The sequence below is a fragment of the Mesorhizobium sp. M0676 genome, from assembly GCF_040320535.1.
In the GTDB taxonomy this organism is placed as follows: Bacteria; Pseudomonadota; Alphaproteobacteria; order Rhizobiales; family Rhizobiaceae; genus Mesorhizobium.
Genome location: NZ_JAMYPU010000001.1, coordinates 18,540 through 30,085, shown reverse-complemented (window position 1 = coordinate 30,085; position 11,546 = coordinate 18,540). Strand labels below are relative to the sequence as shown.

Below are 11,546 nucleotides of genomic sequence, written 5' to 3'. Positions count from 1 at the left end.
GCGTTGCTGAAACCAGATGGAGAGACTTGAAGGCATCCGCCGCTCAAACGGACCGCGAATGCATCTGCGACAGATAGGTGGGAAAAACCCACGCAACACCAGTTTTCATGATGATCACGAAGGTGTCACCTGACGCGTCGTCGATGTCACCCCTTCCGCCCGGCGGCCAAGCCGGGTGGCGCCGTGCGGCGACAGCACCGGCACGAAGACACGGCGCGAAGCGCGCTGCGCGACCGGCACGCCCTGATAGAGCCGCTTCTGCGCCTCGACCACGATGACGCCGGAAAAGATCGGCCAGAACCGCCGGCCGGCGCGCTCCAGCACATTGTGGAACCGCATCATGAAGCGCCGCGGCGATGGCGGGAAGAACAGCGCGTCGGACCAGGCAGCCGGTGTGAAATTCGCCTCGCGCAGCAATTCTGTCAGCTGGCCGCGCGAGAACGGCCGGCCGCTGCCGAACGGCGTGTGCTCGAACCTTGCCCAGACACCGCGCCGGTTGGGCACGACGATGACGACGCGCCCTGCCGGCGACAGCACCCGCCAGATCTCGTTCAGCGTCTCGCGCGGGTTTTCGACATGTTCGAGCGAATGCACGAGCAGCATGCGGTCGATGCAGGAATCGACCAGCGGCAGTTCCTCGTCGAAGACCAGCGCCGTCGCCGTCGGTCCGTTCGCCGGCCAGACGACGGCCCCTTGCGTGGCAGGCATGAAGGCAAACACCCGCTCGGCATCGGTGCCAAACCGCTCCAGCCACGGCAGAGTGTAGCCGAGCCCGACCAGCCGCTCGTTGGGCACTGTTGCCCATATCGACGACAGCGCCATGGTGATCGAGCGTTCTGCCAGGCGGCCGAGCGTGGTCGAATAGAAGGAGCGGAGATCGACGATATCGGAATGCATGCGCGGGACGGTAGCTGCGATGCCGCCCAAGTTCAACAAAGCCGCCACGTTCTGCAAAGCTAGAGTGACATCGGGGGCCAAGCGCCCTATGTCTGCGCCAACAGATGGAGAGATGCCAATGCCCGTCGAAGTCGAACAGTTCATGTGCCGCAGCGACAATTTCGGTGTGCTGGTGCATGACCCGAAAAGCGGCGAGACCGCCATTATCGACGCTCCCGAAGAAGCGCCGATCATTGCCGCTATCGAGCGTACCGGCTGGAAGCCGACGATGATCCTGACCACCCACCACCATGTCGACCATGTCGAGGCCAATCTGGCACTGAAGGAGCGCTTCAAGCTGCGCATCGTCGGACCGGAGGCTGAAAGGGAAAAGATCCCCGGCATCGACGAGACCGTCGGGCAAGGCTCGGTCGTCCATCTCGGCGGCGAGCGGATCGATGTCATCGCCACGCCCGGCCACACTGCGGGCCATGTCTCCTATCATTTTCCGGCCTCGAAAGTGGCGTTCACCGCCGACACTTTGTTCGCGCTCGGCTGCGGCCGGCTGTTCGAATGCAAGCCGCCGGTGATGTATGAGTCGCTGAAGAAGCTCGCCGCACTCCCGGCGGACACAGTCATCTATTGCGGCCATGAGTATACGCTTTCGAACGCCCGCTTTGCGTTGACCGTCGACCCGACCAATTCGGCGCTCAGGGAACGCGCCGCCAAGATCGAGACCCTGCGCGCCGACAACAAGGCGACGCTGCCGACCACGATCGGCGAGGAATTGTCGACCAATCCGTTCCTGCGCTGGCACGACCCGGCGATCCGCAAGCATCTCGGTATGGAGGAGGCCTCCGACGCCGAAGTGTTCGCGGAAATCCGCAAGCGCAAGGACAATTTCTGAGCATCGTTCCGGGATCAGCCATGACCAGCGCCGCTGAAATCATCGCCATGCTTGGCCTCAAGCCGCATCCGGAAGGCGGCTGGTATGCCGAGACCTTTCGCGACGGCGCCGGTGGCGCGCGTGGCCATTCGACGGCGATCTATTTCCTCCTTGAACAGGACCAGATTTCGGCCTGGCACCGGGTCAAGGACGCGGCCGAGGTCTGGCATTTCCATGCCGGGGCGCCGCTGGCGCTGTCGATGTGCGAGGAAGGCAGTCCAAAGGTTAACCAGGTGATCGAGCAGGTGCTCGGCATTGAACTTGCGGCGGGCGAGCGGCCGCAGATCGTAGTGCCGGCCGGCTGGTGGCAATCAGCGCGCAGCCTCGGCGAATGGACGTTGGTCGGCTGCACCGTGGCGCCGGGCTTCGACTTCGCCGCGTTTGAAATGGCCGAGCCGGGCTGGCAGCCTTAGGCCAGAAGAAAACCAAGAGTTATGCAGAGCTGGGCGGCATAGTACAGCACCCAGACCGCATAACGGATGCCGGCGCGATAGGGTGCTATTGCCGGAACCAGGAATTTCTCCGCGGCAAGCAGCCCGTCCGATGCCATGAACATAACAGCGCCGCCGATGACCCACGGATTGTCGAGCGTCAACGCCGAGATGCCCATCGCCAGAATGGCCGCGATATAGACGGCGATCGGCACCCGCAGGCCGGGACTGACACGGCGCCAGAGCGCCGCCAGCATGACGACTGCGAAGGCCGCCATGGCAAGCGCGATGGCGCCGCGCCATGTCTCGGTGCTGAGCACATCCAGCCCGCCGCCGCCGCGCAGGAAGAGCGGCACATAGAGGACATGCGCCGCAAGGAAGCTGGCCAGCCCGCCGAGGAAGGCCTTTTCGCCGTCACGCGACAGGAAGGCGTCGCCGACGGCGCTGAGCGCCAGCGCCGCGACGAGCAACAGCTGCCCACCTTGCATGAAGGCCAGCGCCGCAAGCATGGCCACGGCCAGCGTCTTTGCCGCCGAGCGGGCCAGCGTCGGCCGCATATCCAGGGTGAAGGCGTAGATCACCGCTGCCACCAGCGAAAAAATCAATGTGGCGTTGGCATTGGCGTCGATGCCGCCGGCAAACGGCATCGTCATGCGCTTGCTCTACCCGTCGCCGGCTTCCGCACGAACAGCGATTTCGCCGCCAGCGCCGCGCCGCCGGTGATCAGTACGCAGGCCGCCAGGATACGCAGCGACGGCTCGGCAACGCCCGCCGCGATCAGCACCAATGTCGACAGCAGTGGCGCCGCATAGCTTGCCGCGCCGAGCACCTGGATGTTGCCTCGTTTGACGCCGATATCCCAGGCGTAGAAGGCGGCACCCACCGGCATCAACCCCAAACCAACCACCGCCAGCCACTGGCCGGGGCCATCGGGCAGCACCGTCTTTTCCAGCAGAAGATGGCAGATGAGGGACAGGGCTGCCGTGGCGGCGCAGAACCAGGTGACGATCGAGGTCGGCACCGCCGGAAAGCGCCGCGACAGCAGCGAATAGGACGACCACAGTAGCGCACAGACGGCCGCCATCGCATAGCCGAAGGTGTAGCGAGCATCGAAGGCGAGGCCGCCACCCTTGGTGACGATCAGCACGGTCCCGGCGAGCCCGAGCAGCGCGCCGACGACGTGGTTCCAGGCCAGCTTCTCGCCCGGCATCAGCGCTGATCCCAGCACGATCAGCAGCGGCCACAGATAGGCGATCAGGCTTGCCTCCACCGCCGGCGCGTTGCGCAGCGCGGTGAAATAGAAGAAATGGTAGCCGAACAGTCCGGCAATGCCGATCACCCAGACCTGGCGTGGGATCTTCAGGCTTTTATCGGTCGCCGGCATGAACAGCCGGGCAACCAGCCCGACCGCGGTGCCGATGGTGAAGGTGATGGCCGAGAGCAAGAATGGCGGCACGGCGCCCGACGCATCGGTGAGCAACGCCAGCAGCGCCCACATGGCGACCGCCGAGAAACCGATCAGTGTTGCGCGCCCCATGCCCGTCTCCGGCGACGCGCCCCATTCTATTCGGGTGGGCGCGTCTATTCAGTTGCTTCGAACCGCCCCGCGCTGACAGTCAAGGTGCCGATCTGCGTCCCGACCGTGGCGTGGATCGGCGCATATATGCCGGTTTGGCCGAGCGGTGCAAACGTCACCATCATCTGGCTCTTCTTCTTCAGGTAATTCAGCGCCTTGCGGCCCTTGCGGTAGCCTGCCACCGGCTCGAAGCTCATCTTGCAGGTAACGGTGTCGCCCTTGTAGCCCTTGACCGAGATCGATCCTTTCGAGGCGTAGGTCAGCGTCAGGTCGGCGCGCATCTCGCCGTCATAGAATTTCACCTTGCGCCCACAGACCTGGTCGAGGCTGTCGGCATGGATGACGGTAGCCGCCATCGGATCGAGCACCGATGCCAGATCGTTGCTGCCCAGCGGTATCCAGTTTTTGGGATTGCGCTTTTTCGGTTCGGGAATGACCTGGGTGGCGGTCACCGCGCCATTGGCAAAGCGGATATCGACCATGGAAGCCTTCTTGCCGGACTTATAATCCGCGCGAAATACCTGTGGCTGTATCTGCTTGCCCAGGATCTTGCCCTTTGACGAGATCGTGCCGCTCGTGTCGTCGAACAAGGTGGCGAGACCCGCGCTGGAGACGGTGCCGTCTATGGAATAGTTACCGCCTTCGTAGTGGCTGGAAAATGTCGCCTTGGCCACGGAAAGGCCGAGGAACGACACCGTGTATTCGCCCTTGAAGGACTGTGCGGTGGCTGCGGGCGCGGCAGCAAGGGTTGATGTCGGCAAGGCGGCGACAAGTATGGCGACAATGGCATGTGACGGGCGAAGCATGGCGGGCTCGGTCCTTGATTTTTTTAACCGGAGGCGGGCGACTCCGGCTTGAGATGTCCCTGTCCGACCGCTTATAGGCTGAATTCCGGCCTTTATGTGAAACGCTCGTCACAGTCGTGGGTAAGCCGGAGCTTGACGCATTGGCGAAATGCAACTATGGAACGCCAACTTTTCCATAAGGCCGCCTGACTGAAACCGCGCGCCACCCGGCGCGGGCGAACAAGGTTTGGCAGGCTAGACAGAACTGAAGGTTAGAACCATGTCCCGCACCTGCGAACTCACTGCCAAGGCAGTCCAGACCGGCAACAATGTGAGCCACGCCAACAACAAGACCAAGCGCCGCTTCCTGCCGAACCTCGTCAATGTGACGCTGATTTCGGAAGCGCTGAACCAGAATGTGCGCCTGCGCATTTCGGCCAACGCGCTGCGTTCGGTCGAGCATCGCGGCGGCCTCGACGCCTTCCTAGCCAAGGCCGACGCCAAGGAATTGTCGCAGCGCGCGCGCCTGTTGAAGAAGCAGATCGCCAAGAAGCTGGCTGACCAGCCCGCCGCTTAACGATATCAAGGCGGGGGACGACCGCCCTGAGCATCGGAGCAATCCGATGCTCAAAACATTAAAGGCAGCAGCATCGGAGCAATCCGATGCTCAAAACTTGCAAGGCAGCGCGATCCGGATTTCGGCTAGCGCCTGGCTGGTTCCATTACCCAGAATAAAAAAATGACTTCCTTCTCGCGATATCTGCCCTTTGTGGCCGCCATGGCGCTTGTCGTCGTGGCATCGAACATCCTCGTGCAGTTCCCGATGCAGGGCCAGGCCGGCGGTCTGTCGCTGGGCGACATCTTGACCTGGGGCGCCTTCACCTATCCCTTCTCCTTCCTGGTCACCGACCTTGCCAACCGCCGCTACGGGCCGACCGTGGCGCGCCGCATCGTCCTTGTCGGCTTCATGACCGCTGTGGTCTGCTCGATCCTCGTCCCGCCCTTCCTGTTTCGCCACGGCCTGATCGAGTTCGAGACATCAGCCGACCGGCTGGTGCGCATCGCCGCAGCTTCCGGCGCGGCTTTCCTTTGCGCGCAATTGCTCGACGTCACCGTGTTCAACCGGTTGCGCCGGCAGAGCTGGTGGCGCGCGCCGATCGTCGGCACGCTGGTCGGCTCGGTGTTCGACACCCTGGTATTCTTCAGCATCGCCTTTTCGGCCGCCTTCGCTTTTGCCGGCCCGAACGACAGCTTTGCGCTGGAGACGGCGCCGCTGATGGGCGTGCTGCCGGTCGAGACCATGCGCTGGGTCTCCTGGGCGCTGGGCGACCTCTCGGTGAAGCTGATCATCGCTGTTGTGGCCCTGATCCCCTACCGGCTGCTCGCCGCCCACTGGAGCCAGCCGACCGTGGCTGTCTAGGCCGTGATCCCTTGGGTCCAGCTCGGCTCGGCCAAAACGCCTGACGGCGGACAGGAACTGCGCCTCAAGCAGCGCGGCAGCGAATTCTCGATCATGCTCGGCACCAATGAGCTGATGAACAGCCGCCTCAGCGGCTCCGAAGAAGCGCTGGCCAAGCTCTCCTGTGAAAAGATCGGCGGCCGCGCCCAACCGAAAATCCTGATCGGCGGCCTCGGCATGGGTTTTACGCTGCGCGCTGCGCTTGCCCAATTGGGCGCCGACGCAGGCATCACGGTTGCCGAGCTTGTCCCCGCCGTCATCGCCTGGGCGCGCGGCCCCATGGAGGCGGTCTTCGCCGGCTGTCTCGACGATCCCCGTGTGACGGTTCGCGAAGCCGACGTCGGGCACATCATAAGATCCGACAAGGCAGCCTGGGACGCCATCCTGCTCGATGTCGACAATGGCCCCGAAGGCATCGTCTACAGGGGCAACGACGCCCTCTATGGCGCTGCCGGCCTCGGCGCGGCGCGTGCAGCGCTCAGGCCCGGGGGCGTGCTGGCTGTTTGGTCGCAAGGCCCCGATGCCGGCTTCACACTTAGGCTCAAGCAGGCGGGCTTTGTCGTGGACGAGGTGAAGACGCGCGCCAATGGCAAGCGCGGCGCGCGCCACGTCATCTGGATCGCCACCAAGCCTTAGGGCTCTCAATCCTGGTGCAGGATGAATTCCAGATAGAGGTTGCGCTGCAGGATCGAATGGTTGTCGTCCGAGATCAGCGACACCATCAGCGCTCCGTCATCGCGGGTCCAGACGTCGAGTCCTTCCATATTGTCGATCTGGTAGCCCATGTCGGCTTCCATCAGCACCGGCCCGTCGGCAACCGCGCCCTTCTCGACGCTTTCGCCATAGATGCGCCTTAGCCGCATCCTGACACCGCCGGCCATCGAGAAACTGCGCTCCAAAAGCAGCAGGTCGCCATCCGGCAGGAAGGCGCCGTCAGTGATGTCGAAATCACCGTTGCGCTTGACCGTGAAGACGCCCTTGTGCGGCCCTTCGATGATGGCGGCATAGATGTTGCCAGCCTTGTCCAAGCTCTTTTCCGAGACCACGACGAGGCCGCCCGCGTGCTGGCCGTTGGGATTGGCGTGGGTGACGGTCTCGAAACCGCGGTTCTGCCGCAGTTCCCGGGCTGGAACCAGGAAGTTCAGTTGCTTGAACGGCGCAGTCATGTTGCTGGGGTCGATCTTGAACTGGGCGACGCGGTGATCGCGCTCGAAGCCGACGGTTGCAATGCCGTCGTTGACTGCAAGGCCCTCGGCATCGACTTCCCATTTCTTGTCGATCGGCCGGCCCTTCTCATCGACCATCTGCTGCATGCGGAAATTCTGGATGCCGGACGGCCGCTTGTCGGCATCATGGGTGATCGAGCCGAAGAACCAGAAGCCCGTATCGGCGACGCCGATGAAATCGCTGCCGGGTTTGACGAACCGAAATGCCGACAGCGCGCCGAAATCGCGCGTCGTCGAGTTCATCTCAAGACCGCCGACCAATTCCAGCAGCCCAAACTGCTTGTCGGCGCTGCCGATACGGAAGGTGGTGATCGGCCGCGCCGAGACTTCGACCGGCTCGACCGCGCTTGGGCCGGCGGCGATGGCCGGCGCAAACGCCATGCCGAACAAGGCAGTGACCGCGAAGAGCATCTGCCGAAACCCGCCGCGCAAAAAAATCATCCGGCGCGCCGGTAGCCGCCGCGGCGTGTATCGCGCACGTTTTCCTCGGCAAACAGCGAGGCCAGCTGCTCGGTCATGGCGCCGGCCAGTTCCTCGGCATCGACGATGGTGACGGCGCGCCTGTAATAGCGGGTAACGTCGTGGCCGATGCCGATGGCCAGCAGCTCGACCGGCGAGCGCGTCTCGATCAGTTCGATGACGGCGCGCAGATGCCGCTCGAGATAGTTGCCAGGATTGACCGACAGCGTCGAATCGTCCACCGGCGCGCCGTCCGAGATCATCATCAGGATCTTGCGCTGTTCGGGCCGGGCGATCAGCCGGTTGTGCGCCCATAACAACGCCTCGCCGTCGATGTTTTCCTTGAGCAGGCCCTCGCGCATCATCAGGCCGAGATTGCGCCGGGCGCGACGCCACGGATGATCGGCGGATTTGTAGATGATGTGGCGCAGATCGTTGAGCCGGCCGGGGTTCGGCGGCTTGCCGTCCTTCAGCCACTTCTCGCGAGCCTGTCCGCCCTTCCACGCCCGCGTGGTGAAGCCGAGGATCTCGACCGAGACGCCGCAGCGCTCCAGCGTGCGCGCCAGAATGTCGGCACAGGTGGCGGCAACCGTGATCGGCCGACCGCGCATCGAGCCCGAATTGTCGAGCACCAGCGTCACCACCGTGTCGCGGAATTTGGTGTCGCGCTCCTGCTTGAACGACAACGGCTGCATCGGGTCGATGACGACACGAACCAGGCGTGCCGGATCGAGATAACCCTCTTCGAGGTCGAAATCCCAGGAACGGTTCTGCTGCGCCATCAGGCGGCGCTGCAGCCGGTTGGCGAGCCGGCCGACGACGCCGGAGAGATTGGCCAACTGCTTGTCGAGGAAGGCGCGCAGCCGGTCGAGTTCTTCTTCCTCGCACAGCTCTTCCGCACCGACCGTCTCGTCGAAGGCGGTGGTGAAAACCTTGTAGTCGATCTCTTTCGGCAGGTTGGCGAAGGGGTTGTCGTTACGGCGCGCCTCGCCCGGCGTTTCGGCGTCCGCATCGTCATCGTCGGAAAGATCGTCGGCAGTGGCGTCGGAGGCCTCAGTCTCGGACGACTGTTCGTCGTCGGCCGAGGCCTCGGCATCCTCGGACTGCGACTGCTCGGAGCCGGAATCGTCTTCACCGCCCTCCTCGCTCTGCTCCTCGCCTTGCGGCTGGTTGTCGTCACTGTCCTCGGAGTCTTCGGTTTCCTGGTCGTCGCCGAGTTCCTCGGCCATCTCCATGGACGCAAGCATCTCGCGCACGACGCGGGCAAAGGCCTGCTGGTCGCCAAGCTTGGCCGACAGTCCGTCGAGATCGGCCTTGGCTTTTTCCTCGACCCAGGGCCGCCAGAGGTCGACCAGCCGTTCGCCGCTCTTCGGGATCGGCCGTCCGGTCAGCTTTTCGCGCACCATAAGCGCCAGCGCCTCCTCGATCGGCGCGTCGGCCTTGTCCTTGACGTCGACAAGGTTGGCCTTGGCGTATTTGTCCTCCAGCATCGAGCCGATATTGTCGGCGACGCCCTGCATGGCGCGGCTGCCGATCGCCTCGACGCGGGCCTGTTCCACGGCGTCATAGATCGAGCGCGCCAGCTTGCCTTCCGGCGCCAGTTTGGTGTGGATGCGCTGATCGTGGCAGGCGCGCTTCAGCGCCATGGAATCGCCCAGGCCACGAGTAATCGCGATGTCTGTCTTGGACGCTTTCTTCGGCAGTTCGGGCAACCGGGCGCGGCTGCCGGCGAGCGCCGGGCGGTCCTTGGCGAAACCGACTTCGAGCTCCTTGTCGCCGGCGATGGCGCGCATGCAGACGGTGACGGCACGCTTGAAGCTGTCGGCTTCAGACCCCGTCTTCGACTTGTTGCGCGTGTTGTCGCCCGGACCCGCCATCGAGGCTCTGCTCAGCCCAGCACCACGTTGGCGGCGCTCTCGGGCAGGTCCTCGCCGAAGGCGCGCTGGTAGAACTCGGCCACCACCGAACGCTCCAGCTCGTCGCACTTGTTGAGGAAGGTCAGCCGGAACGCCATGCCGATATTGCCGAAGATCTCGGCATTTTCGGCCCAGGTGATGACGGTACGCGGGCTCATCACGGTCGACAGATCGCCATTGATGAAGGCCGAGCGCGTCATGTCGGCGACGCGCACCATCTTGTTGACGATGTCCTTGCCCTTGGCGTCGCGATAGTGCTTGGCCTTGGCCAGAACAATGTTCACCTCATTGTCGTGCGGCAGGTAGTTCAGCGTAGTGACGATCGACCAGCGATCCATCTGCGCCTGGTTGATCTGCTGCGTGCCGTGATAGAGGCCGGTAGTGTCGCCGAGGCCGACCGTGTTGGCGGTCGAAAACAGCCGGAACGCCGGATGCGGGCGGATAACCCGGCTCTGGTCGAGCAGCGTCAGGCGGCCCGACGATTCCAGCACGCGCTGGATGACGAACATCACGTCCGGACGGCCTGCATCGTACTCGTCGAAGCAGAGCGCGACATTGTGCTGGTAGGCCCAGGGCAGGATGCCGTCGCGGAATTCGGTGATCTGCAGGCCATCCTTGACGACGATGGCGTCCTTGCCGACGAGGTCGATACGGCTGACATGGCTGTCGAGGTTGACGCGCACGCAGGGCCAGTTAAGGCGGGCGGCGACCTGTTCGATATGGGTCGATTTGCCGGTGCCGTGATAGCCAGACACCATGACGCGGCGATTGTAGGCAAAGCCGGCAAGGATCGCCAGCGTCGTCGCCTTGTCGAACAGATAGTCCGGATCGATGTCCGGCACATGTTCCGAGGTCACCGAATAGGCCGGCACCACCATCTTGGACTCGAAGCCGAATTTGTCTTTCACCGACACCGTCGTGTCGGGCAAATTGGCGATGTCGCGATCGACCTTGTTCATCTCTATCCAAGTCTCCACTGGCGAAATGCCTGATTTCGCCGGCAATCGATTTTGTCCGGGGGCGGTCTTAGAGCCTTTTCCACCCTTATGAAAGTTGGAAAACGACACGAACCGTTAGGTTGCTCAGCACAAACCCGCCTGCTTGAGCACGCGATAGGCCTGCAGCACATCGCGGAACCGGTCTTCCGAACCTCTATCGCCGCCATTCGCATCCGGATGGTGGCGCTTCACAAGTTCCTTATAGCGCGCCTTGATGTCCTTGCCAGTCGCCTTTGTATCAAGGCCAAGCGTTTCCAGCGCCTTGGCCTCAAGCGGCTTGGCCTTGCGTTCGCGCGCCTCGCGCGGGTCCTTCGGCCCTTTGAACAGGTCGAAAGGATCGCGCATGCGGTTGTAATAGCCGGCGCGACCGGAACGCTGCTGGGCGAAATCGGGCGAGGAGCGCGTCGAGGCGCCGGCGACGCCCATCTTCCATGTCGGCCGGTGGCCGGTCATCGCTTCCTTCTGGAAGCGGGCTATCTCGGTGTCCGGCACGCCGGAGAAGTAGTTGAAACCCTTGTTGTATTCGCGCACATGATCGAAGCAGAACTGAAAATACTCGCCTTCCTTCATGCGTCCGACCGGCGCCCGGTGGGTACCGGCCTCCTTGCAGCCGTCCCACTGGCAGATCGGCGAGTGCGACTTCAGCTCCGCATCCTTGTCGGGACGGACCCGAATTTTCTCGAAATATTTGGGGTACGGTTTCATCTCACCCATTTATGGGCTGTTCGCACGTGCGAAACAAGAATTGACATTTTCGCGATCATCGCCCTAACCGCTGAATCGCGGCATAAAGCAGGGCGAATGGCGATTTTTGAGGCGGCCCGGCGGGATCGATCCCGATTTCCCGATCACGCCTTGCAGATATGGTGAAGGG

At 63.3% G+C, this 11,546-nt stretch carries 13 protein-coding genes; 5 read left to right on the top strand and 8 right to left on the bottom strand.

What is annotated here, in order from left to right:
- Window positions 1–114: 114 nt before the first annotated feature.
- A complete protein-coding gene (locus NKI35_RS00160; RefSeq protein ID WP_023818473.1) occupies window positions 115–897 on the bottom strand; it encodes a class I SAM-dependent methyltransferase in 783 nt (260 codons plus the stop codon).
- Between the two features lie 118 nt (window positions 898–1,015).
- Between NKI35_RS00160 and gloB the strand changes: the two genes are divergently transcribed.
- Together gloB and NKI35_RS00150 are read left to right on the top strand one after the other, a co-directional pair.
- Entirely contained in the window at window positions 1,016–1,783 is a 768-nt protein-coding gene (gloB, locus tag NKI35_RS00155) for a hydroxyacylglutathione hydrolase (protein WP_352737966.1), read from the top strand.
- 20 nt (window positions 1,784–1,803) lie between these two features.
- Window positions 1,804–2,235 (top strand): cupin domain-containing protein, encoded by a 432-nt coding sequence (locus NKI35_RS00150; protein WP_352511824.1) that lies wholly within the window; start codon window positions 1,804–1,806, stop codon window positions 2,233–2,235.
- On the opposite strand, the gene NKI35_RS00145 is transcribed toward NKI35_RS00150, so the two are convergent.
- Genes NKI35_RS00145 through NKI35_RS00135 form a run of 3 tightly spaced genes read right to left on the bottom strand, consistent with a single transcriptional unit; the run spans window position 2,232 to window position 4,635 of the window.
- Window positions 2,232–2,906 (bottom strand): lysoplasmalogenase family protein, encoded by a 675-nt coding sequence (locus NKI35_RS00145; RefSeq protein WP_352511825.1) that lies wholly within the window; start codon window positions 2,904–2,906, stop codon window positions 2,232–2,234. The two genes, NKI35_RS00150 and NKI35_RS00145, sit on opposite strands and share 4 nt — an antisense overlap.
- Window positions 2,903–3,790: an aromatic amino acid exporter YddG gene (gene yddG, locus NKI35_RS00140; protein WP_352511826.1), complete on the bottom strand. Its 888-nt coding sequence runs from the start codon at window positions 3,788–3,790 to the stop codon at window positions 2,903–2,905. The genes NKI35_RS00145 and yddG overlap by 4 nt, the downstream gene beginning before the upstream one ends.
- A 44-nt stretch (window positions 3,791–3,834) precedes the next feature.
- Window positions 3,835–4,635 (bottom strand): DUF3108 domain-containing protein, encoded by an 801-nt coding sequence (locus NKI35_RS00135; RefSeq protein ID WP_352511827.1) that lies wholly within the window; start codon window positions 4,633–4,635, stop codon window positions 3,835–3,837.
- 259 nt (window positions 4,636–4,894) lie between these two features.
- Between NKI35_RS00135 and rpmB the strand changes: the two genes are divergently transcribed.
- The 3 genes from rpmB to NKI35_RS00120 all read left to right on the top strand — a co-directional run bounded on the left by rpmB (window position 4,895) and on the right by NKI35_RS00120 (window position 6,709).
- A complete protein-coding gene (gene rpmB / locus NKI35_RS00130; RefSeq protein ID WP_023670682.1) occupies window positions 4,895–5,191 on the top strand; it encodes a 50S ribosomal protein L28 in 297 nt (98 codons plus the stop codon).
- A gap of 162 nt (window positions 5,192–5,353) precedes the next feature.
- Window positions 5,354–6,034 (top strand): queuosine precursor transporter, encoded by a 681-nt coding sequence (locus NKI35_RS00125; protein WP_023714982.1) that lies wholly within the window; start codon window positions 5,354–5,356, stop codon window positions 6,032–6,034.
- A 3-nt stretch (window positions 6,035–6,037) separates the two neighbouring features.
- Window positions 6,038–6,709, top strand: coding sequence for a polyamine aminopropyltransferase (locus NKI35_RS00120; RefSeq protein WP_023714983.1), 672 nt, complete (start codon window positions 6,038–6,040; stop codon window positions 6,707–6,709).
- Between the two features lie 5 nt (window positions 6,710–6,714).
- Here NKI35_RS00120 and NKI35_RS00115 read toward each other — a convergent pair whose 3' ends face one another.
- From NKI35_RS00115 to NKI35_RS00100, 4 genes are all read right to left on the bottom strand, one after another.
- Window positions 6,715–7,740, bottom strand: a complete 1,026-nt coding sequence (locus NKI35_RS00115; protein ID WP_352514779.1) for an esterase-like activity of phytase family protein — start codon at window positions 7,738–7,740, stop codon at window positions 6,715–6,717.
- A complete protein-coding gene (gene cobT / locus NKI35_RS00110) occupies window positions 7,737–9,635 on the bottom strand; it encodes a cobaltochelatase subunit CobT (RefSeq protein ID WP_352650950.1) in 1,899 nt (632 codons plus the stop codon). Before cobT ends, NKI35_RS00115 begins: the two co-directional genes overlap by 4 nt.
- 11 nt (window positions 9,636–9,646) lie before the next feature.
- Window positions 9,647–10,633 (bottom strand): cobaltochelatase subunit CobS, encoded by a 987-nt coding sequence (cobS, locus tag NKI35_RS00105; RefSeq protein WP_352737960.1) that lies wholly within the window; start codon window positions 10,631–10,633, stop codon window positions 9,647–9,649.
- Between the two features lie 123 nt (window positions 10,634–10,756).
- Window positions 10,757–11,386 (bottom strand): J domain-containing protein, encoded by a 630-nt coding sequence (locus NKI35_RS00100; RefSeq protein WP_032887126.1) that lies wholly within the window; start codon window positions 11,384–11,386, stop codon window positions 10,757–10,759.
- Between the last annotated feature and the right edge of the window lie 160 nt (window positions 11,387–11,546).